17 protein-coding genes and 1 pseudogene are annotated in these 23,844 nt (G+C 43.4%); 13 read left to right on the forward strand and 5 right to left on the reverse strand.

Annotation, left to right across the window (positions count from 1 at the left end; all coding sequences use genetic code 11):
* Nucleotides 1–1,053: pseudogene (locus WS34_RS04655) on the reverse strand (hypothetical protein); the annotation flags it as partial.
* 17 nt (nt 1,054–1,070) lie between these two features.
* The gene (locus tag WS34_RS04660) at nt 1,071–2,747 is read right to left on the reverse strand and encodes a hypothetical protein (RefSeq protein ID WP_046403438.1); all 1,677 of its coding nucleotides are present in this window, start codon (nt 2,745–2,747) and stop codon (nt 1,071–1,073) included.
* Between the two features lie 178 nt (nt 2,748–2,925).
* On the opposite strand from WS34_RS04660, the gene proS reads away from it, so the two are divergent.
* From proS to WS34_RS04680, 3 genes are all read left to right on the forward strand, one after another.
* Nucleotides 2,926–4,401 carry a proline--tRNA ligase gene (gene proS / locus WS34_RS04670; protein WP_013611398.1) on the forward strand — a complete coding sequence of 492 codons (1,476 nt, stop codon included), beginning with the start codon at nt 2,926–2,928 and terminating at the stop codon, nt 4,399–4,401.
* Nucleotides 4,402–4,491: 90 nt separating this feature from the next.
* The gene (gene pepT, locus WS34_RS04675) at nt 4,492–5,712 is read left to right on the forward strand and encodes a peptidase T (RefSeq protein ID WP_286693633.1); all 1,221 of its coding nucleotides are present in this window, start codon (nt 4,492–4,494) and stop codon (nt 5,710–5,712) included.
* Nucleotides 5,713–5,981: 269 nt separating this feature from the next.
* Nucleotides 5,982–6,656 carry an MIP family channel protein gene (locus WS34_RS04680; protein WP_046403444.1) on the forward strand — a complete coding sequence of 225 codons (675 nt, stop codon included), beginning with the start codon at nt 5,982–5,984 and terminating at the stop codon, nt 6,654–6,656.
* A 238-nt stretch (nt 6,657–6,894) separates the two neighbouring features.
* Here WS34_RS04680 and WS34_RS04685 read toward each other — a convergent pair whose 3' ends face one another.
* A complete protein-coding gene (locus tag WS34_RS04685) occupies nt 6,895–7,791 on the reverse strand; it encodes a helix-turn-helix domain-containing protein (protein WP_013611395.1) in 897 nt (298 codons plus the stop codon).
* 174 nt (nt 7,792–7,965) lie between these two features.
* Here WS34_RS04685 and WS34_RS04690 point away from each other — a divergent pair, with 174 nt between their 5' ends.
* Nucleotides 7,966–8,226, forward strand: a complete 261-nt coding sequence (locus WS34_RS04690; protein WP_195305619.1) for a hypothetical protein — start codon at nt 7,966–7,968, stop codon at nt 8,224–8,226.
* A gap of 25 nt (nt 8,227–8,251) precedes the next feature.
* Nucleotides 8,252–9,334, forward strand: coding sequence for an MBL fold metallo-hydrolase (locus tag WS34_RS04695; protein ID WP_046403447.1), 1,083 nt, complete (start codon nt 8,252–8,254; stop codon nt 9,332–9,334).
* A 24-nt stretch (nt 9,335–9,358) separates the two neighbouring features.
* Here WS34_RS04695 and WS34_RS04700 read toward each other — a convergent pair whose 3' ends face one another.
* Nucleotides 9,359–9,739: an MmcQ/YjbR family DNA-binding protein gene (locus WS34_RS04700; RefSeq protein WP_046403450.1), complete on the reverse strand. Its 381-nt coding sequence runs from the start codon at nt 9,737–9,739 to the stop codon at nt 9,359–9,361.
* Between the two features lie 445 nt (nt 9,740–10,184).
* Between WS34_RS04700 and WS34_RS04705 the strand changes: the two genes are divergently transcribed.
* From WS34_RS04705 to pncB, 8 genes are all read left to right on the forward strand, one after another.
* Nucleotides 10,185–11,354: a FecR family protein gene (locus WS34_RS04705; RefSeq protein WP_013611392.1), complete on the forward strand. Its 1,170-nt coding sequence runs from the start codon at nt 10,185–10,187 to the stop codon at nt 11,352–11,354.
* A 183-nt stretch (nt 11,355–11,537) separates the two neighbouring features.
* Nucleotides 11,538–14,915 carry a SusC/RagA family TonB-linked outer membrane protein gene (locus WS34_RS04710; protein ID WP_286693630.1) on the forward strand — a complete coding sequence of 1,126 codons (3,378 nt, stop codon included), beginning with the start codon at nt 11,538–11,540 and terminating at the stop codon, nt 14,913–14,915.
* An 11-nt stretch (nt 14,916–14,926) separates the two neighbouring features.
* Nucleotides 14,927–16,441, forward strand: coding sequence for a RagB/SusD family nutrient uptake outer membrane protein (locus tag WS34_RS04715; protein ID WP_022159985.1), 1,515 nt, complete (start codon nt 14,927–14,929; stop codon nt 16,439–16,441).
* Between the two features lie 6 nt (nt 16,442–16,447).
* Nucleotides 16,448–17,152: a DUF4843 domain-containing protein gene (locus tag WS34_RS04720; protein WP_013611389.1), complete on the forward strand. Its 705-nt coding sequence runs from the start codon at nt 16,448–16,450 to the stop codon at nt 17,150–17,152.
* Between the two features lie 35 nt (nt 17,153–17,187).
* Nucleotides 17,188–18,648, forward strand: coding sequence for a PKD-like family lipoprotein (locus WS34_RS04725; protein WP_046403452.1), 1,461 nt, complete (start codon nt 17,188–17,190; stop codon nt 18,646–18,648).
* Between the two features lie 21 nt (nt 18,649–18,669).
* Nucleotides 18,670–20,532 carry a thioredoxin fold domain-containing protein gene (locus WS34_RS15415; protein ID WP_286693631.1) on the forward strand — a complete coding sequence of 621 codons (1,863 nt, stop codon included), beginning with the start codon at nt 18,670–18,672 and terminating at the stop codon, nt 20,530–20,532.
* Between the two features lie 258 nt (nt 20,533–20,790).
* Nucleotides 20,791–21,492, forward strand: a complete 702-nt coding sequence (locus WS34_RS04735) for an NUDIX hydrolase (RefSeq protein ID WP_013611385.1) — start codon at nt 20,791–20,793, stop codon at nt 21,490–21,492.
* A 170-nt stretch (nt 21,493–21,662) separates the two neighbouring features.
* Nucleotides 21,663–22,820, forward strand: coding sequence for a nicotinate phosphoribosyltransferase (gene pncB / locus WS34_RS04740; RefSeq protein ID WP_013611384.1), 1,158 nt, complete (start codon nt 21,663–21,665; stop codon nt 22,818–22,820).
* Nucleotides 22,821–22,930: 110 nt separating this feature from the next.
* On the opposite strand, the gene WS34_RS04745 is transcribed toward pncB, so the two are convergent.
* Complete coding sequence (locus tag WS34_RS04745) at nt 22,931–23,698, reverse strand: tetratricopeptide repeat protein (protein WP_013611383.1); 768 nt, start codon at nt 23,696–23,698, stop codon at nt 22,931–22,933.
* Nucleotides 23,699–23,844: the final 146 nt, after the last annotated feature.

Consider the following 23,844-nt stretch of genomic DNA (forward strand, 5'->3'; position numbering starts at 1 on the left):
TACCGTGGCCATGCTTAACATAGCCCGCCAGGGGGTACGCATATTAAAATCTACCGAATAGTCCGGACTGTAAAAATCGAACTCGTAGCCCTCTCTGCCATTTGACGGATCTTGTGACGTATAGAAAGACGAGTATATCGAAGTGGCCATGCTGTAATTCATATTGTACCAGGTCGGGGTATGGATGGCAGCTCCTAACCGGATTTCCGGGATAGGACGATAAATTACCCCGAATTTCAGATTGGTACCCACTCCATTCATTTTCTTATATTCATAATAAGTATAATAATCTAATCCACTGGGTGAATTTTCGGGGGGAGCTTCCGTATACCCGGAATGCATTTTATACCAAATGGACTGAATACCGATGGTCAATCCCAGGTACAATTTGTCTTTATAATTGGTACCGAAAGAAAAAGCATATTCTCCCTGGTTACCGTCTTCTTTCATGCGTTTGGTCTGGGCCACAATTTCTCCATTATGGAGGATAGAGTGATAGTAGCCGAAATTAGGATCTTCTTCATCCTCGTTCCGGTTGATCAGGTAACATTGATAAGCCAGATAGCTGCTGAAAGAATTCAATTCGTCGGAGGGATAATCTCCGCTGCTTGCGGCCAATACGTCCAGCAAAGAGGTGGAGGAGTTCCAGATCACCTGATCGGTTTTTCGGTTGAAATTATTCAAATTGGTATAATTGATACCGAAATTGATGCCTTTCCAGTCGAAGTTGGGAGAATAAAAAGCGAATACAGCTCCCAGATCTCCCAATTGGAAAGAATTATCTTTAGGACTATAGTCGGTAGCCTTGGTGTTGGCAAAATTTAAACTGGGCGTAATGGAGATTTCCGATTTCCTGAAAACGCCGATACCGGCCGGGTTAGAACTTAGGGTAGACAGATCACCCCCCAAAGCTCCGAAGGCACCCGCCATACCTGCCGAACGGGCTGTTCCCCAGTTCTGTGTCCTTGAAAATTGTACGGCATCCTCGAAAGTCTGGGCTTGTGAAGCAAATGTGAATCCCAGAAGAACGGATAATATGATTACTTTTTTCATGATGTGCTGGTTTAAGTTTATCTTCTAGTTGGACGATTTACTGTGCCCCGGGAGGAACCACCCGAACTCCGGGAAGGCAATGAACTCCGGGAAGGCGAATAGCTGCTACCTGAACTTCGGGAAGGGGTATAACTGCTACCCGAACTTCGGGAGGCCGATGAAGATCTCCGGGGAACATAGTTCGAAGAACTGTTGTTATTATAAGTCGGTCTGTAACTATTTTGAGGACGATTATAAGTTTTTACATTACCTGAACCGCTACCGGACGGACGGGTATACCGGTTGTTCGTAGTGGTTGAAGGCCGGGTTGTGGTAGATGGCCGGTTAGTCGTCGTTGATGGCCGCGTTGTCGTTGTCGACGGCCGGGTGGTTGTCGACGGCCGGGTTACCGGACGTGTTCCCCATTGTGAGGGGCTGGACGTATTGGTTCCCGGGCGTATATTCGAGCCTGTATTCGGCCGGGTGATCGTTCCTGGGCGGGTAGTTGTCGTATTCGGACGTGTCGTACCTGTCGGCCGGTTGATACCGGAAGTATTGGGGCGTGTTGTGCTCGGACGGTTAATCGTTCCGGTTGAACTGCCCGGACGGGTGGTTGTTCCTGTTCCTGGCCGTAAAGAGTTGCTGGTGCCCGGGCGTAACGCACTTCCTGTACCCGGACGGGTGCTGTTCGGGCGGTTCAACCCATTGTTGCTGTTGGGCCGATTTCCGTTTGGGCGTATGCCGCTTACTCCGCCTCCGAATCCAGGCCGTTGTCCTGCCCAATGAGGCCGGTTGGGCCTGTTGGGATAATGACCGCTTCCACCGCCCCAGTGCGGATAATCCCAACCGGGATGTCCCCAATGTGGGTGATGCCAGTGTGGATAACCCCATCCCGGATAGTAACCACCGTACCAGGGGCGATACCAGGGATCGTACCAACCTCCGTACCAAGGATCGTACCAGCCTGAATTCCATCCGAATCCGATGCTCCAGCCCGGACCGCCCCAACCCAGATTCAGACTCCAGTTGAAACGGTTGTTGAAAGTAGCGTCGAAAGCCCAACTGTCGAAGCGGGGATTGTTCCATACGATGGTCCAGATATATTTCGGATAAGTACCGAAAAGCAGGGAAGAATATAAATTGATATTCGTATTGGACGGAAACCACCAGTAACGTCCGTTATCTGTATAGACATTCCAATCCGAATCGAACGAAAGGTTGAGGGCTATTTCCTGCCCATTGCTGAAATTGGCGAATCCTTCGGGATACATGTTGATGATCCGTTGTATTTCTGCCAAATCGCTGGCCGGGCCCCGGTAGCCTCCGATCCAGTATCCGGTATTTTCGTACAAGGTCATATTGATCTCTTCATTGTTGGCAAGCTTCTCTTCTGCTTCCCGGGTCAAGCTTTGGATATTCACTTGCTCCAATTGCCCGCTACGGGCATTGATCTTCGTGTTGTTACTACTCGAGAAGGTGGCAGGCGGTGTACTGCTACCTGCTGAACGGGAGATTTCCCCGGCTAAGACAGTCGGATCGACCGGTTGTTCGGTCCCGATATCATGTCCGGTAAGATTTTCTACTTCCCGGATAGCCAGCGCTTTTTTCCCGGGGACGTAATAGATATCGTCCTCCATAATAGAGCTGAAATTCCGGGTAGTGGAACAGGATACTATTATAAAAGCAAGACCTGCTATGTATAAAGAAAATTTCATGTTGTTTTATTTATTCGTTTTATTATTAATATCAAAAAGTATACCAAGAAAAAATTTGCTATTGTTTTTATAATTCTTTTTTAACCTGTTGCCGATCATGGAATAAAAATAATCAAATTCGGTCACATCTACTATTTTTTTCCTTAAATTTGCTCCCGTTTTATCAAATAATAAGAAGATGGGCAAGTTTTTAACATCAAGAAGCGAAGATTACTCACAATGGTATAATGAATTAGTGGTAAAAGCCGGTTTGGCCGAACAATCCGTAGTGAGAGGATGTATGGTGATCAAGCCTTACGGATATGCGATCTGGGAGAAGATCCAGCGTCAGTTGGACGATATGTTTAAACAAACAGGGCATGTCAATGCTTATTTCCCGTTGTTGATTCCCAAATCTTTTTTCTCTAAGGAAGCCGATCATGTCGAGGGGTTTGCAAAAGAATGTGCTGTTGTGACGCATTATCGCTTGAAAAATGACCCGAACGGAGGAGGAGTTGTTGTCGATCCGGCAGCAAAATTGGAAGAAGAGTATATCATTCGTCCGACTTCGGAGACCATCATCTGGAATACTTATAAAAACTGGATACAATCCTATCGGGATCTGCCGATTTTGTGTAATCAGTGGGCTAATGTGATGCGTTGGGAAATGCGTACCCGGATGTTTTTGCGTACGGCTGAATTTTTGTGGCAGGAAGGACATACAGCCCATGCTACGAAAGAAGAGGCGTTGGAAGAGGCCAATAAGATGGTGAGGGTGTATGCCGATTTTGCACAAAATTGGATGGCTGTTCCCGTCATTATGGGCTCGAAGAGTGAGAGCGAGCGGTTTGCAGGTGCCCTGGAAACCTTTACGATCGAAGCTCTGATGCAGGATGGAAAAGCTTTACAAGCCGGTACTTCGCACTTCCTCGGACAGAATTTTGCCAAAGCTTTCGATGTACAGTTCACCAATGCTGAGGGAAAACTCGAATACGTGTGGGCAACTTCGTGGGGGGTATCGACCCGTTTGATGGGTGCCCTGATCATGGCCCATTCGGATGATAACGGTTTGGTATTGCCTCCGAAATTAGCACCTTTGCAGGTGGTTATCGTGCCGATCTATAAAGGGGCCGAAGGATTGAAAAAAATCAGCGATAAAGTACAGGGGCTGATCGAAAAACTGAGAGCTAAAGGAATCTCCGTAAAATATGACGATCGCGATACCCAGAAACCGGGTTGGAAATTTGCCGATTACGAATTGAAAGGTGTGCCTGTGCGTTTAGCGATGGGAGAACGGGATTTGGAAAACGGTACCATCGAAGTGGCTCGCCGCGATACTTTGACGAAAGAAACTTTGCCTTTGGAGGGTATTGTCGGACATATAGAAAAATTGTTAGAGGATATCCAGGAAAATATTTATAAGAAAGCATTGGATTTCCGTAATAGTATGATCACTAAAGTGGATTCGTACGATGAATTTAAAAATCTGCTGGAAAGTAAAGGCGGATTTTTCCTTTGTCATTGGGATGGTACTGCAGAAACTGAAGAAAAGATAAAAGCCGATACCAAAGCGACGATCCGTTGTATTCCTTTCGATAGCCCTGAAGAAGAAGGAAAAGATATGGTGACCGGTAAACCGTCTCATCGGAGAGTGTTGATTGCGAAAGCCTATTAATGTAATATGTAAAAAGCTAAAAGCTAAAGGCAGGTAAGTTTGCTGTTTTTAGCTTATAGCTTTTTACTTTTAGCTTTTTTGCTTTTTATGATGAATGTTACTGACCGTTTTTTGAAGTATGTAGGTTATGGTACTCAGTCAGACCCGAATACGGGATTGAATCCCAGTACACCGGGACAGATGGAGTTTGCCCATGTATTGAAGGAAGAGATGGAAGCTATAGGTATCCAGGAGGTGGAACTGGATGAATTCGGCTATGTGATGGGAGTTATACCTTCTACTGTGGAACGGGAAACACCGGCTATCGGGTTTATCGCCCATATGGATACCAGCCCCGAAATGAGTGGCAGGCATGTGAACCCCCGGATTATCGAGAATTATGCGGGCAATGATATTGTGCTGAACAAAGAGAAGGGAATCGTACTTTCGACGGAGGAATTTCCGGAATTGATGAATTATGTGGGGCAAACATTGATCACTACAGATGGGAATACCTTGTTGGGTGCTGACGATAAAGCCGGAATCGCCGAGATTTTGACCGCAGCCGAATATTTGATCGGACACCCCGAAGTTAAACACGGTAAAATATGCATCTGTTTCACTCCCGATGAGGAAATAGGGGAAGGGCCCGATCATTTTAATGTAAAAAAATTCGGGGCTAAGTTTGCCTATACGATGGATGGAGGAGAGATCGGAGAATTGGAATTTGAGAATTTTAATGCCGCTAATGCCCGGATCGTTTTCAAAGGACGGAATATTCATCCCGGGTATGCGAAGAATAAAATGGTCAATTCGATTGCTGTAGCCAATGAGTTTATGGCTAGTCTGCCTAAAAAAGAAGTGCCTGAAAATACTTCCGGTTACGAAGGTTTTTTCCATGTGTATTCGATAAAGGGAGATGTGGAAACTACCGAGATCGAAATCCTGATCCGTGATTTTGACCGGGAACGTTTTGAATGGCGCAAAAATACGATCGAGAACGGGGTGCGTGAATTTTCCAAACGTTTTGGGTTGAAAATCGAGTTGGAATTGAAGGATCAGTATAGCAATATGCGTGAAAAGATCGAACCGGTTCACTACATTATCGATATTGCAAAGCAAGCCATGCAGGAGTTGAATATCAAGCCGTTGATCGTGCCGATCCGGGGAGGTACGGATGGGGCACGGTTGTCGTTTATGGGGTTACCTACTCCGAATCTTTTTACGGGAGGACATAATTTTCACGGGCGCTATGAATATATACCCGTTTATGCAATGGAAAAAGCCGTACAGCTGATTATACGGATTGCCGAATTGTGTACGAAAATCTAGTTTGACTTTTTAAATCGTTTCATAAGGCAGAAATTCAGAAAACCGACTTTCTTTTCCGGCTTCGGATAGTTTTCTGGTTAGAGATGAAATTATATCTCGTCATCACGTTGTGATTGTCATTGATATTCCGGTCCGATCGGGTGATGAGCCGGTAAGAACCGGTATTGTTGCCGAAGCCGGTTCAAAAGCCGGTATCCGGTTGGAAAATGTTGTGATAAATTAAAGAAAAATTCACTACTTTTGAGGAAGTGTTTTTAAATAGCGTGGTTATGAAAAAGTACATTTCTGAAATGATCGGAACGATGGTTCTGGTGTTAATGGGTTGTGGTTGTGCCATATTTAACGGTGGATGCGGGACGACAGCCCAAGTCTTGACGGTTGCTTTTGCTTTTGGTTTATCGGTTGTAGCGATGGCTTATGCAATTGGTGGAATATCCGGATGTCATATTAATCCGGCGATAACCTTGGGGTGTTGGTTATCGGGGCGGATGAAAGGTGGTGAAGCCCTGATGTATATGGTCTTTCAGGTTATCGGAGCTATTATCGGTTCGGCTATTTTGTATGTTTTTGTGCAAGGCTATGCTGTCGACCCGGCGGGGACAATGACCGGAGCAAATTCATATGCGGGGACTACTTCTGCCTTGACCGCTTTTTTGGCCGAAATGATCTTTACTTTCATCTTTGTGCTGGTTGTTTTGGGAGTAACCGATGACAAGAAGGGAACACCGGTGATGTGTGGTTTGGCGATCGGACTGACGTTAGTGTTGGTACATATCGTTTGTATCCCTATCACAGGAACTTCTGTAAATCCTGCCCGTAGCATCGGACCGGCTCTTTTCGAAGGGGGGAAGGCATTGACACAGTTATGGTTGTTTATTGTCGCTCCTTTTGCCGGTGCTGCTTTATCGGCTGTCGTGTGGAAGAGTATCGGCAGCGAAAAATAACGATTCGAATTCTTTCGTTCTTGTCGGGAACAGGACTGCCTCTGTTTGGATAGTCCTATAAATTCTCCCGACCAGAACGAATGAAGTTTCGGTGAACTGAAAAGCGGATAAAGTATAACAATGGGCGGGGAAAGCATCGTCCAATCGACGAAAGTCCCCGGGGGAGCGGGAATCTGACGTATTTCCCTCTTTTACGATGCTTTCAGGCTTTATGTTATCGGAGTAACCGATAGGGCTGTTAATTCAGCATCCGGTATTCATTGGGAGTGACTCCTACCACTTTCTTAAATAGGCGGCTGAAATGTTGCGGATATTGGAAACCGAGCTCATAAGCGATTTCGCTGATGGTTTTGCCGGTGTCGAATACTTTTTCTTTTGCGATATCGATCAGTTTGGTCTGGATATGTTCGGAAGCGGTTTTCCCGGTCTCTTTTTTGATCAGATCGCCGAAATAATTGGCGGACAGATGCATTTGATCTGCACAGTATTTTACTGTCGGCAGGCCCGAACTCTCCGGTTTTTCGGAATAGAAATAGTCGTTCAGCAAATTTTCGAACCGGGTGAGAATGTCTTTGTTGACATTTTCGCGGGTGATGAATTGACGGTCGTAGAAACGGACACAATAGTTGAGGAATAATTCGATATTGGATACGATCAACCGCTGGCTGTGTTTGTCGATGGTGTGATGCAGTTCTTCTTCGATATTACGGAAACAGTCGATGATGATATGACGCTCTTGCTCGGAAAGATGAAGGGCTTCGTTCACCTGATACGAAAAAAAGGTATAGTCTTTGATCGTACGGCCTAGAGTGGTTCCCCGTAAAAGATCCGGGTGAAAGACCAGGGCCATCCCCTGCGGTTGATAGACTTTACCGTCGTCTTCGACACCGATGACCTGTCCGGGAGCGAGAAAAACAAGTGTTCCTTCCTGATAATCGTAATAGTTACAACCGTACCGAAGGTTTCCGCATTTTATTTCTTTCAGAAATACCGTGTAAAAGCCGAAAGAATGGAGACCGTGCCGTAGACGGCATGATTTGGCCAGATCGATGACATTAACCAGCGGATGTAAAGTCTCTTGTCCTAGAAGTTCATTATACTGATGAATCGTGTCGAATTTTTGAATGGTATTCATGGCTGTTGTATTTTATTCGATACAAATTTAAATATTTTTTTATAGCCTGATTCATAGGATGTACCGGATCGGTAAAAATGGTAGGATAATCCGTAATTGGTGTATTCCCGACCTGTTTGTCTCCCGTATTTTTGTCATGTCGGAAAAACTTTATAATTTGGAAGATGAAAAAATATGAAGACTATAAAATTGAAGAACGGTATTGAAATGCCGGTTTTGGGTTTCGGAGTCTGTCAGGTGGCTTATTTCATTGCAACCAGGGCGGAGACGGAGCCGGAAAAGATCGAACGTACTTTCGATTGTTTACGGGGTACGGCTTGTCTGGAAAATTCCTGCGGGAAAAGGGTGATCGCTGTCACCGGACTATGGCAAAAGGGAGAAATGAACGGTTTGCTTGATATGAAGCAGACCAATGAAATGGGTAAAGCGGTTTAAGGCCGGGAAAATAAGTCGGAGAAATATGGGTAAAAAAAGATTTCGTATGATGTGGGTGATTTTGAGTGTTATCGTTTTGTCGGCTCTAGTTGGAGTCGTATTTGTGAATATGCCGCAATTCGGTCGTTTACCCCGGGGAGAACGTTTGGCTAGAATCGAACGCTCGGCCCATTACCGGGATGGAGAATTTCGTAACTTACACGAAACGGTATTGATGACTTCCGGCAAAGGATTTTTTCAAAATTTGACGGGCTTTTTATTCAGGAAACAAGCAGGACTAAGGCCGGATAGTACTCTGCCTGTTATCAAAACCGATTTACAGACCTTGAACCTCTCAGAAGATCTGTTGGTTTGGTTCGGCCATTCTTCCTATCTGATCCAGATGGAGGGGAAACGTTTACTTGTCGATCCGGTATTTTGTACGGCTGCACCTGTTTCGTTCGTAAACAAACCTTTCAAAGGAACGGAGGTGTACCGGCCGGAAGATATGCCCGATATCGACTACCTGATCATTACCCACGATCATTGGGATCATTTGGATTACCGGACAGTGACGGCTTTAAAAGATCGTGTGCAGAAAGTGGTATGTCCGTTGGGGGTAGGTGAACATTTCGAGTATTGGGGGTTTTCTCCGGAGCGGATTGTGGAATTGGATTGGGAGGAACAGGCCCTGTTGGATGACGGCTTCCGGATACATTGTTTGCCGGCTCGTCATTTTTCGGGACGCGGATTGGCCCGCAACCGTTCGTTATGGGCCTCATTTCTTGTGACCGGCTCCCGACGTAAAGTTTTTATCGGCGGGGATGGTGGATACGACACGCATTTCGCTGAAATCGGTATGCGTTTCCCGGATATCGACTGGGCTATTCTGGAAAACGGTCAGTACAACGAAGGGTGGAAATATATCCACCTGATGCCCGGATATATGGCAGCGGTAGCCAGGGAATTGAAAGCGGCAAAAATTCTGACGGTTCATCATTCTAAATATGCTTTGGCTACTCATCCCTGGGACGAACCGTTGAAGAATGCACGGAGGATGCGGGATAGAGATTCGCTACCTGTAGTTATTCCGCAAATAGGCGAAGTTGTAAATATGACGGGACATTGACCGGATGCTGTATGGATATGCTTATCAATCATCATCTGAGGTCAGCTTTTCCCGTTCTTTTTTGCTTAGGCTTCGGACTACGATTTCGTAGGATTTGCCGACCAGTTCTTTTATCATGATATCGGGGACATCCTGGTTAAAGTGAACACTGATCCAATATTTCTTGTTCATATGCCAGCCCGGTTTTATTCCAATATATCCGGCTTGTAATTCTCCGGATTCTTCGGGTTGGCATTTGAGGCAACAAAAATCGAAAACTTCGATATTGACGAAGCAAAACCATTTATCCGCTACGTAGAAACACAGGACGTCACGGCTGTATTTATCGGCAACTCCTGAAAATGGCATCTTTTCGTATACTCCTTTGAATGACAAGCAATATGCTCTGAACTCTTCAATATTCATTTCTGTTACGATGGATGAGACCGGACAAAAATACGGTATATTTATTTAGATTCAAGCTTAAATTCTCCTGTTTTTATGGATAGATATCCGGAAATGTGCCGTAGGCCGGGTATTGAAATTATCTCTCTTTATTTTCAGGGTTTGGCTGCAACGTATGGTTATCCGGTCGGCTGGAATAGCAGAATGTAAAATGTGGTCGGTTGGATGATTTTGTAGAAAGGGGTAGACTTGTAAATAAATAAATTTTTTTCAATCCTGACTACCCCGTTTTTCGTTTGAGATTGTTATAAGAATGAAAACACAATAAATTTCAGCAGATTTTTCAAAATTTAATGAATGTAATTAATCCGGAATGAGGAGCTTAAATCTGTAAATAGAAAGACTTTGAAAGTGGCAGAAAGCTATTTGACGATTTTTGATTTAGGATAGATTAAAAAATGTTTTTATGCGATTGGATATGAATATTTTTCAGATAGCGGCTAAGTATGCAGCCAACTTAATGGGGATTGCTACGCCGGAAGAGCGGGAGGCGTTGGAAAACTGGAAGCAGGAAAGCGTGTGGCATACCAATCTGGCGGAGAGATTGGATCAGGAAGAAGATTTTAAAGAAAACCAGCAGTTGTTGGAACGTTTTTCTGTTACAGAGGCCTGGAAAAAAATGGAGAAGAATCTGGATAAGGCTATGGGAAGACGTGCCGGGGGGAGGAGGTGGTGGAAATATGCTGCTGTCATTTTAGTGATGTTGGGAGGTGGATTCTGGTATTTTCAGATGAAAACAGCTGTGCCCGTAAAGCCGCCCCTTATTGTGCAGCAGAGTATTCCTTCCGGAAAGCGAAGTGCAAAATTAACCTTAGGAAATGGAAAGGTGGTAAAGCTTGTTCCGGACGGTCGGTTTACTTTGGCAGAGATGGATGGTACTGTGATTCAAAAGGATTCTACGGGGATTGATTACAGGCAGATCGGAGTAGGTGAAGATACGCTTGTTTATAATCAGATGGAAACTTTGACCGGGATGGAGTATACGTTGACTTTATCTGATGGTACGCGGGTTTATTTGAATGCTGAGAGCCGGCTAAAATATCCGGTAGTATTCCGTGGCACAGAGCGGGTGGTAGAATTGAGTGGAGAGGCTTATTTTAAAGTGTCTAAAGATGCACTTCGTCCTTTTGTAGTAAAGATGAATGGGGTGAATGTACGGGTGTTGGGGACTTCGTTTAATGTTCGTTCATATGCAGATGAAGGGCAGGTGGTAACAACTTTGGTGGAAGGAAAAGTGAAGGTGAACGATCAGGATATTGTGGCGGGAGAGCAGGCCGTGTATTCGAAAAATGACGGTAAAACGACCGTACGGCAGGTTGAAGTAGAACAATATGTGGCCTGGCAGGAAGGAACGTTTGTATTCCGGAATGAACGATTGGAAAATGTTATGAAAACATTGGGGCGTTGGTATGGGGTGGAATTTCATTTTATAGACGAAAGAGCTAAAGAAATCCGGATCGGTGCAAGGTTTGGAAGGTATGATGATATGCAACCGATTGTTGATATGATAAAGAAGACAAATTTAGTAGAGGTGTTGCAGACAAACCGTTGTTTGTATATATCGGAGAAAAAATGAAATTAAAGATGATGATACTGAATACGAATAGGGTGGATGGCAAGGGGATATGAGGATAGAGAAATGAAAATATAACGTTTGGGGTATACGGGTTTGAAATAAAAATGTTCCCGGTGGTCTGCGAAACTGGCCGGGAACATGCTTAAATAATCAAAGTGTGTTAAACTTTAATTCAACAAATTTATGAAAAAAAATCCTGGAATGGTTTTTCCCGCCCGGGGAAAACTCTCTAAAATTTTATTTGTGGTGAGACTGAAGTTTTTTTTGATTTTGTTTAGCTGTTTTCAGCTGAATGCAGCAGTACATTCTCAAAATAATGTAAGAATCAGTTTGGATTTGGAAAATGTGTCTTTGGAACAGGTGATCTGGGAGATTCAAAAGAAGACGGATTTTGTGTTTATGTACGGAACCCGTGACATTGAAGGAGTGAAGCAATTGACGGTACAGGAAACGGATAAGGAGGTGAATGAGATTTTGAAAACGTGCCTGAAAAATACTGGTCTTTGGTTTGAGATTTCCGGAAATGCCGTAGTGATAAAAAAAGAAGTGACAGCAACCGAAGGTCGTAAGATCACCGGAAAAGTGGTGGATGAAAAAGGGAATCCGCTACCGGGAGTGACGGTCATTATCAAGGGAACTTCTTTAGGGACGGTGACTAGCGTAGAGGGAGAGTTTACAATCACTTTACCTGTGGCTGATGGACAAGCCTTGTTGTTTTCTTTTGTGGGGATGGAGACGATGGAGGTGAAGATTACGGATAAGAATGATTATAAGATTGTCTTAAAGGAGGATGTAAAGGCACTTGACGATGTGGTGGTGACCGGATATTTTAATAAGAACAAAGATAGTTTTACAGGGGCACAGGTAACCGTGAAAGGGGACGAGCTAAGGAAGGTGACTACCGGGAATGTGCTTCAGGCACTTTCTGTATTTGATCCTTCTATCCGCTTTGAGGACAATATAGACATCGGATCGAATCCTAACCGGATTGCTGATTTTACGATTCGGGGAAATTCTGGAATCGGGCTGACTGAATTTGAAAAGGAAGCAGTGAGCCGGGATAATCTGAAAAATAATCCGAATCTGCCTACGTTTATCATGGATGGTTTTGAAGTAGATGCAGAGAAAATTTTTGACCTCGATATTGAACGGATCGAATCGTTGACTATTCTGAAAGATGCTTCGGCAACGGCTATTTATGGTTCTCGGGCAGCGAATGGAGTGATTGTTATCAAAACGAAAGCTCCCTCGGAAGGACAGTTGCGGGTGAACTATAATTTTACTGCTTCTATCGCTATACCGGATTTAAATGGATACGACTTATTGGATGCCCGTGAAAAGTTGGATTTTGAAAAGAGCATAGGCATGTATAAAGATAATAATGCTGATGCGCAGATCAATAAAGATAAAGATTATAATTATAAACTGAGTCTTGTTGAGAGTGGAGTGAATACCTATTGGTTGTCTCAGCCTTTGAAGGTAGAGTTTAATCAAAAGCATAGCATATTCATTGAAGGTGGGGATAAAGCGGTTAGATATGGTATTGATTTTAAGTATGATAAAGACAATGGGGTGATGAAAGGATCGGCTCGTGACCGCGGAGCTTTAGGTTTTTCACTTTCTTATAATCTAAAAGATAAACTTTTAGTAAGGAATTATCTGACTGTCAATAAAGTAAAATCTAAAGAATCCCCTTATGGTGACTTTTCCCAATATGCCTTGTTGAATCCCTATTATCCTTTTCAGGATGAGCACGGTAATCTGATCCGTAAGATGACGCAATACATAAATACCAATAAGCAAATTTGGAACCCTGTGTATGAAGCAACGGTAGGAAATCGGGATGAAAGCGAGTATCTGGACGTGACCAATAATTTCAGTCTGGAATGGAGTATCGTACAAGGATTACGTTTGCGGGCCAATTTCTCTTACGGTGAAAAGAAAGAACAAGTGGAGACTTTTATTTCACCGGAATCATTGCAGTATGAAAGTTATGAGTTGTCGTCCGGTGAAGGATTGTTGAATAAAGGAGAAGGGTACCACGGGACGAGTAATACGTATAGTATGGATTTTAACTCGGTATTGACTTATTATTTGGGAGTGGGTAAACACTTTGTCAATACGGCATTAGGTGTCAATCTGACAGAAAGTGGTAGTCGTAGTGTGAACTTCGACGTGAGAGGTTACCCTTCCAAGATGATGGATTATATCTCTTTGGCGAAGGAGTTTACCAATACCCATCCCGGAGGAAGTGAGGGAAAAACCCGATTGGCAGGTTTTTTTGCCAATGTCAATTATTCTTATGCGAATCGCTATTTATTGGATTTATCGGCTCGTTTGGATGGTTCGTCCATGTATGGTTCGGAATCTAAATTTTCTCCTTTCTGGGCAGTTGGTTTGGGTTGGAATATACACCATGAAAAATTTATGGAAAATACCGGTATTTCCAGACTGAAGATCCGTGGGTCTATTGGAACGACAGGAAAGGCTTCTTTTCAACCCTATCAATCTCAGACGATGTTTGAATATATACAGGACGGCTGGTATGCGACAGGAATCGGGGCAACCCTGATGGCTTTAGGGAATCCGAATCTGAAATGGGAAACGACGACTGCTTACGATTTGGGATTGGATTTCGGCATGTGGGAAGATCGGTTGACGGTAACTTTCGGGTATTATCTGAAAAAGACCAAAAACCTTTTGAGCAGTGTTACTTTGCCTACTTCTCTGGGATTTATTGATTATAAAGAAAACCTGGGACAGATGGAAAATGAAGGAGTGGAATTGGCTTTACGGAGTTTTGTCTATAAATCGAACGATTGGAATGTCAGTCTGTTTGTGAATATGGCTCATAATAAGAATCGTATCGTATCCATTTCGAATGCTTTGAGTTCCTATAACGATAAAGCCGATCAGGAACAGGCTAACAATGACGACTATAAAACCAAGCCGATGGTCCGGTATAAAGAGGGAAGATCTTCAACCGCTATTTATGCGATGAAATCGTTGGGTATCGACCCCGCTACCGGAAAAGAGTTATTCCAGCGTCAGGATGGTACTAATACGTACGTTTGGGATCCGAAAGAGAGTGTGGTGTGCGGTGATACAGAACCGAAAGTGACCGGAGCATTCGGAACGAATATAACCTGGAAGCAACTCAATCTAAACATGAATTTCAGTTATCGTCTGGGAGGACAGGTGTACAACCAGACCTTGATCAACCGGGTAGAGAATGCTGATCCGAGAGATAATGTAGACCGTCGGGTATTGGAGCAACGCTGGCAGAAACCAGGCGACCATACATTTTATAAAGACATCAACGATAAGTCGACGACTCCGGCTAGTTCCCGTTTTATACAGGATGAAAATGTATTACAGTTGGGATCTTTGTCATTGTCTTATGATTTGAAGAAAGAATGGCTGAAACCTATCGGTTTTGATATGGTTCGTTTGACAGCAATGATGAATGATGTGTTTCGTTTGTCGACAGTGAAGCGGGAGAGAGGGATTTCTTATCCATTTGCCCGTAGCATGAGTTTAGGTGTAATGGTTCAATTTTAATGCAATAGAATATGAGTTACAAAAAAATTAAAAATATGACAGCTGCAATCCTGTTGGGATGTGCTGTCCTCTCACAGTCCTGTACGTCGTGGTTGGATATTACTCCGGAGGCACAGGTGAACGACAAGAAAATATTTTCTACTCCTCAGGGATTTAAGGATGTATTGAACGGGATTTATATTACCGCTTCGGGTGAAAAATTGTATGCCAATAATTTATTGTTCGGATTTACGGATGTTTTGGCTCAGTATTACGCTATTCCGGACGAGACACATGAGTTTGCCCAGTTGGCCAAGTACCAATACAAGGATGTGAATATTTCGCCTAAAATTGATGAGATGTGGCTGGAATTGTATTTCTGTATTGCCAATTGTAATATTTTATTGGAAAGATTGGAGGAAGTCGGTCCGGATTTTTTTGAGGATGAGCGTACTTATTATATTTTACATGGAGAAGCCAGGGCTTTAAGGGCTTTTTTCCATTTTGATCTGTTGCGTTTATTTGCACCTTCGTATAAAGCAGATCCGGGATATACAGCTATTCCGTATATTACAAAATATTCGAATAAAGTGTCGCCTCAAAAGACGGTCAGTGAAGTGATCGATAGTGTGATTGTAGATCTGAAAGCTGCCGTTACCGATCTGGAAGGCCGGGATCCTATTTTTGATCCGTTGTATCAGGCAACTACTGGCTCGGATATGTATATGTGGACCCAGCCGATGCCTGACCGGAATGAATTTTTGTCTTATCGTGGATTCCGTCTGAATTATTATGCTGTGAATGCTTTGCTAGCACGGGTATATGCTTATAAACTGGACAAAAAACAGGCTTACGATTATGCTAAAATTGTGTTGGAATCGGGAGTATTCAAATTTACCGATTATTGGAAGATTACTAGCGATATTCAATATCGGAACCGGATTTTACGGCCTGAGATCGTCTTTGGATTCAATGTACCCCGGATGACTAAAGTGTTTGAACCTTATTCGCCCAGCTATAGTAGCAGCAAAAAGTGGTTGACGATAAAGAATAGTGAACAGATGTTTGAAGGAAGTGCCAATGATTACCGTTTGAACTATCTGATGGAGCATGAAATATTGGCTGCTTTCGATCGGCCCAGTTGTATCAAATTTGTGAAGCCTGAGAATGCTGATGAGATGACGGAAGAGGAGATGGGGAGGATAGCTCCGATGATTCGGATTAGTGAGATGTATTATTATGTTTGTGAATATCTGATGGATAGCGATCTGAATGGAGCTAAAACAGAATTACAGAAATTACGGAATGCCCGGAATGCCAAGGAGGCCTTGATTGCAAATTCACCCGCAGAGCTGGAAGATGTGATTGTTAACGATGCCCGCCGGGAGTTTATGTGCGAAGGGCAGCTGTTTTATTTCTACAAACGGTTGGGACGGAAAGTAGTAGATGAGTCCGGAAATTATACCATGACGGAGAAAGATTTCGTATTACCGTTGCCGGACGTGGAATTGGAATTCGGTAACAGATTGTCTGAACTTTATAAATAGAAAGGTATGAAAGCAAAGATATTGGCATTGATCATAGGGTTGGGAATGGGATTGGTGTTCTGTTCCTGTGAAAAAGACCTCGAAAAGTATTCGGGTACGGACTATATACGTTTTGTATCGGTGTTTGAAAAAGACAGTGTGGATTATAATTTCGGATTGGCTGGAAAGACAACGACAGATCGTATTGGCATAGAAGTGAAAGTGACAGGCGAAGTGTTGGATTATGACCGCGAATATAAGGTAAAGGTAAATCCGGCAAGTACGGTTCAGGAAGGGGTGCATTTCAATATTCCGGCGCAAAACTGTAAGTTGCGGGCCAATCGGGTTACGGATACACTTTGGGTTGAAGTGATGAATACAGAAGAATTGAAAGCGGAAAAATTGTATCTGCAGTTGGATTTGGTGGAGAGTGCCCATTTTAAATTGTGTTTCCCGGAGAGTAATAGTTGTAAAATATATCTGACTGATCGGATCGTTCGGCCCGGATGGTGGGATGAGTGGCATGAAACCGAAGGATTGGGTAGTTATTCTGAAACGAAATATCGTTTGTTTATCCGGATTAGCGGTACTTTTGATTTGGAAAATATTGCTTATCCGGAAAAGAGGGCCGCTATCCTGAAGTTTAAATATTATCTGGAAGAAGAAGCCGCTCAGGGACGGGTAATCATGGATGAGAATAATCAACCTATGCAGGTGAAGATGGTGGGATAGTAATAAAGGGGTACCAATTAAATTTAGATCGAGTTATGAATAAGATATATATATTGTTACTGGCATTACTGGTAATGGCCGGTTGCTATAAGGATAAAGGAAATTATGATTATAAAACAATGTATGCAATTGAAATTGATGGGATCGATGAAAATAAAAAATATGAACTCTGGTTTGGAGAACCTTTTACGATGCCGGAACCGATTATTCGTTTTACCGATAGTACACAGGCACATGATGATCTATCCTATCAATGGAAGCTGGATACGTTTGTGGTTTCTACTGAAAAATGTCTGAATGTTACTTTTGGGATAGAACCCCAAGGGTGGAATGATATTTTCGGTGCTTTTATCGTTAAAGACGAACGTACGGGAATCTCATATAGTCAGCGTTTTCGGGTGACTTTGCTAAGTAATTTTACGAATGGTTGGATGTGGATGACTGAAAATCAAGGAAAAGCGGAGTTGAACATGTTGGCGAGCAGTAAAAAGTTTTTTCAGAATGTTTATACGGCAGTTAATAACAGGGAATTGGGGCCTAAAGCTTATGGAGTGGTAGAACATTTTGATGCCGGTTTGAATGCAAACGGTGTATTGGTGATGGCCGGAGGGCCGGGATCGGACGGACCGGTAGAATTAGACTGGAGTAACCTTCGGAAAGAGGTGTGGACCGGAGAGGAATTTGTCGGCGGAAGCTTGCCGGAAGATTTGCAAGAAATTAAGGCAGCTTGTTTTATAAAGAATTATTCCTGTTTGGTTTCCGGGTCCGGGAAATTGTATGTCCGTTATTCTCCCGGAGGGTATTTGTACCAGGACCGGTATCCGGATTTTCCTTTCTACGGGGATTATAAGCTCTCTTCTGTGGTGGGGTATAGTTTCCCTCCTGATTATAATGTCGCTTTATTTTATGAAGAAAATGAAGGAAGATATTTGTTTTTGGATAACGGAGAGTTACGGGGATTAGATCAGGTGGAGGATGCGGGACAAAAATTCAGCCTGGTTGATCCTGATAAAGAGTTGATCTATCTGGCTCCGGCTTCTCAGCAGCAGGGGAAGAGTTTGTTTTATGCCGTTTTGCGGGATAAGTCGGATGGAAAATATTATACTCAGCGTTTTCAATTCGGGATCGTGGGAGGACAACCGACATTGACAACAATTGCACAGGATGTATTTCCGGCAGTTGTGAATGAAAAGACCCGTTTTGCAGTGGGATATACAACGAAGGAGGCTTATTATTCTCAGGGAGCACAAATTTTCCGGTATAATTTTGAATTGAACGATACTCCGGTAGCTGTAGCCGATTTTAAAACAGGAACAATAACAGCTTTTACCCTTGATTCTTATGGAGAACAGTTCGGTGTGTGTGTACAAAATGGAAATACTCATGACTTCTATTGGACGAGTACGGATGGACAGGAGTTCGAGCATGTGAAACAAATTCCCGGAGAAGTCAAAGGTTTGATATATAAATCGGGTGGTTCTTGGAAGTATGAATAATATCTAATGGAATAAAATTTGATGAGAAGATTAGTTGTTTTATTTTGTCTGTTCTTGTTGTGTATACAGGAAATATATGCACAACAGCAGGTGTCTGATGAGCTGCGTGCTTATAATGATTATCTATTGAGTTTATCCTGCTATAAAGCTTCGGGTGAGTTGAATATGGCTATCGGTGAGAAGTTTATGGAGGGAGATATTGCCGGAGTACGCCGGCTGTCGGCAGAGAGAGAAAAGTTATTGATGCAATCCATTGATAGTGTATTGGCTTTCCGTGCAGATGCCAAAAAAAGTGAAGCGGCGGCACAGTTGGTTACCCGGTTGGTATTTAATCTGGGATTTGAAAATACCGGAAAAGTATTGAATCGGTTTGAACCGGGATTTGATCCTTTGTGTTTACAGGAAGTGAGACAAAGTTTAGAGAAGGAGAGTAAAGTGCGTCCGGGAATGCCTGCTGCCGATTTTAAGGTGTTCGACCGGGAGGGAAAAGAGTATACCTTGGCTAGCTTTAAGGGAAAATATATTTTTCTGGAATTCAGTGCATCCTGGTGTAGTTGGTGTAAGAAGGAAATTCCTTCCATCCGGCAGGCTTATGAACGGTTTAAAGATAGTGTGGTGTTTATCACCATTCATTTAGATGATAACCGGGATAAATGGTTGAAGGACCTGGAAACTCATACTGTGCCCTGGTATTGTCTGACAGATCTGAAAGCCTGGAAGAGTCCGGTGGCTAAGGCATATAATATTGCCGGAGTGCCTAATTGTTTTATCATTGGTAAAGACGGTTTGATCAAGGCGAAGGAGTTGCGCCGGGAAGAGATTACGCAACAGTTGGAAAAGTTATTGGCTGCCGGCAAAGGAATTCAATTCAGGACCGGTAGTTTTCAGGATGCTTTACAAGAGGCTGAAGCGACGGGTAAACTGATCTTTTTGGATGGTTATACTTCGTGGTGTGCTCCTTGTAAAATGATGAATACTACTGTCTTCACCGATCCGGAAGTGGGGCACTTCTTTAACGAGCATTTTATCAATGTTAAATTTGATATGGAAAAGGGCGAGGGACGGGAGTTATTGAAGCGTTATGGGATGCAGGTATTTCCAACTTATTTATTGCTGGATGCAGCAGGGAACGAGGTACACCGGGTCGTTGGCGGACATGATGCCGGTGAATTTATCCGGCTGATCCGGGAAGGAATGGATCCGGAAAATTCGATTGCAGGGATGCAGAAACGTTATGAAACAGGTGACCGGGAGGCTGATTTCCTTCGCCGGTATATTACGACTTTGGGGGGGGGATATCGGTTTGATAAAATTCCGGCCGTATTGGATGAGCTTTGCCGGAAAAATGGAGAGACGGTTAACGAAGAGGACTGGCAGCTGATTCGGCGTTACCTGTCGGATCCTTCGTCGTATACATTCCATTTTGTCGCAAAACACCGGGAATTATTTACTGCCTATATTGCTCCGGAGGAACTGGAAGCATGGATTCAGAAAGTACTTTACGTTCCGGTATTCAATACTGTCAATAGTCTTGTATTTGATGAGAAAGAATATGATGCCGGACGTTTTAAGACTCTGAGGAAGGATATCAAAATTGTTCGGCCGGAACGGAAAAGTTATTTGTTGTCCATATTGGATTATTACGATGCATTTCGGATGGATAAAATGGATAAAGTACTTTCTATTTTTAAAAAACAATTTATGTCCCTTCCTGCTTCGGACCGTTGGGGATTGACGATGCAATTAAATGCGATGTTGTGTGCAAAAGGAAATAAAGCTCAGTGTGAAGAAGGATTACATATATTCCGTCAGCTTTTTAATCCGGTTGATCCTATACTGAAAAATTTTGAAAATGCTTTGAATAAACGGATCGGTTCGTTATAGATCACGGAAATGTGGCGATTGTGTGGAGCCCCCACACAATCGCTCCCGTTCCTGGAGCGCTGTATTATACTTTTGAATACAATCTTATCGGCTATTCGGGCTTCTTACCTTTGTATCCCGGCCGGGCACTGAGTTGAGTCCTGGTAAACTCAGAAAGAAAACTTATAGGTTAGCTGGAAACATTTTTTTGTTGAACCTTAGGACTGGTTTTGTGTTGTTGTTTTTATTTCTTTCATTTGTGATATAAAAGGCAGATGCATGATGGAAAACCAGTATTGTTATAAATATCCCCGTCCCGCGTTGACGACCGATCAGGTTATCTTTGGATTCGGCGAGGGGGAGTTGAGGGTATTATTGATCCGGAGAGGGAACGAACCGTTTAAAGGGAAATGGGCTTTGCCGGGAGGTTTTATGGATATGGATGAAGATGCAGAAACCTGTGCCCGCAGGGAGTTGGAAGAAGAAACCGGATTGAAAGTAGTGAATTTCGAACAATTATATGCTTTTTCGGATGTCGATCGTGATCCTCGTTATCGCGTTGTCAGTATCGCTTATTATGCTTTGGTCAGATGGGAGGATTGTAAAGTGAAGGCAGGGGACGATGCCGATAGGGCCCAATGGTTTCCTTTGTCCGGAATACCGCCCCTGGCATTCGATCATCGACGAATTCTGCAAATGGCTGCCGACCGATTAAAGTTAAAAGCCCGGTATCGGCCGATCGGGATCGATCTGTTGCCCCCTGAATTTAAGATGGCCGATCTTCGGCATTTATACGAATCGGTTTTACAGTGTACACTCGACCGGGATAATTTTCGTAGAAAGATGGTAGGGACCGGATTATTGGTCGATGCAGAACAGGAAAATCGGGCGAAGAACGGTAGGAAGGTCAGGTATTATCGCTTTGATCGGGTAAAATATCGGTATTTTACGGAAAAGGGTTTTTATTTAAAATGGGAATAATGAAGATTACCCGGATTCAGGCGGAAGCTGGGGGTATGGAAGCCTAAGGTCGACGGACAAGTGGTGCCGGACTATTTAAAGGCATTATGTACATACGATCTGGCCTGAGCCTTTAGGTGCCCGTTTTACAACGACAACGGCGCTGAGGTCGAATTTTTAATCGAAGGCATATGATAATCAAAGATTTTACAGATAACGATCTCTACAAATTTACAACGATGAATGCCATTCAGAAGAAATTTCCGGATGCCGAAGTCGTATATCGTTTTGTCAACCGGGGAGAAACCGATTTCCCGTCAGGATTTGCCGAAGCTTTACAGGCAGAAGTGGAAGAGATGCGCGGATTGACTTTGACCGACGAGGCCGAACGGTTTATGCGGCGAAAATGTTATTATTTCGATTCTGTATTTTTCGATCTCTTGAAAGGATATCGTTTCGATCCTTCAGAAGTAAGGATTCTGCAAAATGGGGGTAGCCTGGAACTCGAGATCCGTGGATTATGGTATCGTACGGTACTCTGGGAGGTCCCTTTAATGGCGATGATATCGGAACTTTATTTTCAGATGACCGGCCAGTTTGCCCGGCAGGTGGAAGAAAAAGCGATCCATAAAGCCCGTCGTTTTGCAGAGATCGGTGCAGAAATATCGGAATTCGGCACACGGCGCCGCTTTTCATTCGAGGTACAGGATCGGGTGATCGGAATATTGAAGGAGTATTCCGGCAAATACTTGAAAGGGTCCAGTAATGTATGCCTGGCGATGAAGTATAACCTTACTCCTATGGGAACTCATCCCCACGAATGGTTTATGTACCATGGGGCACATTATGGCTATCGGTCTGCCAATGCTCTGGCTTTGGCTAATTGGGTGGATGTGTATGACGGGCATTTGGGGATAGCCTTGACGGATACCTATACAACCGATAACTTTTTCAGCAGTTTCGATACGCAATATGCTAAGCTATTCGACGGGTTGCGTTGGGATAGCGGTGATCCTTATGTATTTACCGAGAAAGCTTTGAAACATTACCGGGAGAAACGGATCGATCCGCGGACAAAGACCGTGGTCTATAGCGATGCTCTCGATCTGGAAGGGGTAGAAAATATTCGCTCCTTTGTGAACGGACGATTACATGATGTTTATGGGATCGGTACTTTCTTGTCTAATGATGTCGGAGTAAAACCGCTGAACATGGTAATCAAAATGTTCGAGTGTAAACCTCAGGGAGGAAAAGAATTTTGGCCTGTCGTAAAGCTTTCCGATGTGGAAGGTAAACATACGGGTGACCCGAAGGAAATAGCCCTTTGCCAGGGATTGTTAAGGATTTGAGCAGATAAAACGGTAATGACGGATAAACGGTCACTACACTGGAAATTGGAGGGGCGATAGATTACACTTATTCGATCGTAGCTTTTGCCGGCATCGTAAAATGCGGAATTTTAGTTTGCCGGACGATCCTGTTCGCTGGAGGTATCGCTATGCAGATGGGCCAGAAGAAGTTGGGAATGTTGTAATGAACGGATGAAATTGCAGCGTTCATATTCGTTTTCACAGAGTTCTTGTAATATTTCGATCGATTTGCGGTAACATTGCTCTGCTTTCGGATAGTTTTTTAAATGTACTTCATAAAGTTTTCCCAGGCTTCGCTGGCATTGTGCCGTTGCAGGACGATACCGGTATATATCTTCCCGGTCGAATTCGGATCGGGTATCCAGACTGGCCGAATACAGCCGTTCCGCCGAATTGAAGCGTCGCATGTCGACATATAGATTGCCTAACCGCCATTGGGTTATTGCTACATCTTCGAGGTAAATCCACCAATAGTTTTCTGCCAGTCTCTTTTGTATTTCCAACATTCGCAGTAATATTTGTTCGGAAAGTTCCAAACGATTCGAACGGTTGTATAGGTTTACTAAAAAGTCCATAATCTTCAATTTATGACTCTGTATGATGATTCTGCGCCCTGAATATTTTTCGTAGTTCTCCAATGCCTGAAGAAATAACTTTTCAGCTGAATGGTAATCTTTATAATCATACCAGTAAATTTGAGCCAGATTAGCTTGTAATTCGGCTATTTTAGGGCGATAGACGTTGGGCCTTCGGGAGAGGTTGGATCGGTATTCGGCGATATGGTTATGGATTGTTGTGATCATTTGTTGTATTGAGTCGATTTCGGTATTTTCTTGAAATAATATTTCGGATGTCATAATTTTAAGATTTTTTAATCGATGGTTTTTACTTTTTGTCGATAAATCTATTTACGGGCTGATAGATGAGGATATGTCAAAGAACGATATAAACCGGACCCATTACGGATCTTGGTTTCACTTCAAACAGTGATAAATAAATTTAA

This window comes from Odoribacter sp. N15.MGS-14 (assembly GCF_000980245.1).
Taxonomy (GTDB): Bacteria; Bacteroidota; Bacteroidia; order Bacteroidales; family Marinifilaceae; genus Odoribacter; species Odoribacter splanchnicus.

Bases quoted from the DNA above. Each gene is read 5' to 3' on its own strand.
- WS34_RS04685 (WP_013611395.1), bottom strand. From the start codon at position 7,791: ATGAATACCATTCAAAAATTCGACACGATTCATCAGTATAATGAACTT.
- WS34_RS04660 (WP_046403438.1), bottom strand. From the start codon at position 2,747: ATGAAATTTTCTTTATACATAGCAGGTCTTGCTTTTATAATAGTATCC.
- WS34_RS04700 (WP_046403450.1), bottom strand. From the start codon at position 9,739: ATGAATATTGAAGAGTTCAGAGCATATTGCTTGTCATTCAAAGGAGTA.
- WS34_RS04725 (WP_046403452.1), top strand. From the start codon at position 17,188: ATGAATAAGATATATATATTGTTACTGGCATTACTGGTAATGGCCGGT.
- WS34_RS04680 (WP_046403444.1), top strand. From the start codon at position 5,982: ATGAAAAAGTACATTTCTGAAATGATCGGAACGATGGTTCTGGTGTTA.
- WS34_RS15415 (WP_286693631.1), top strand. From the start codon at position 18,670: ATGAGAAGATTAGTTGTTTTATTTTGTCTGTTCTTGTTGTGTATACAG.
- WS34_RS04735 (WP_013611385.1), top strand. From the start codon at position 20,791: ATGATGGAAAACCAGTATTGTTATAAATATCCCCGTCCCGCGTTGACG.
- pepT (WP_286693633.1), top strand. From the start codon at position 4,492: ATGAATGTTACTGACCGTTTTTTGAAGTATGTAGGTTATGGTACTCAG.
- WS34_RS04705 (WP_013611392.1), top strand. From the start codon at position 10,185: ATGCGATTGGATATGAATATTTTTCAGATAGCGGCTAAGTATGCAGCC.
- pncB (WP_013611384.1), top strand. From the start codon at position 21,663: ATGATAATCAAAGATTTTACAGATAACGATCTCTACAAATTTACAACG.
- WS34_RS04690 (WP_195305619.1), top strand. From the start codon at position 7,966: ATGAAGACTATAAAATTGAAGAACGGTATTGAAATGCCGGTTTTGGGT.
- WS34_RS04720 (WP_013611389.1), top strand. From the start codon at position 16,448: ATGAAAGCAAAGATATTGGCATTGATCATAGGGTTGGGAATGGGATTG.
- WS34_RS04710 (WP_286693630.1), top strand. From the start codon at position 11,538: ATGAAAAAAAATCCTGGAATGGTTTTTCCCGCCCGGGGAAAACTCTCT.
- WS34_RS04715 (WP_022159985.1), top strand. From the start codon at position 14,927: ATGAGTTACAAAAAAATTAAAAATATGACAGCTGCAATCCTGTTGGGA.
- proS (WP_013611398.1), top strand. From the start codon at position 2,926: ATGGGCAAGTTTTTAACATCAAGAAGCGAAGATTACTCACAATGGTAT.
- WS34_RS04745 (WP_013611383.1), bottom strand. From the start codon at position 23,698: ATGACATCCGAAATATTATTTCAAGAAAATACCGAAATCGACTCAATA.
- WS34_RS04695 (WP_046403447.1), top strand. From the start codon at position 8,252: ATGGGTAAAAAAAGATTTCGTATGATGTGGGTGATTTTGAGTGTTATC.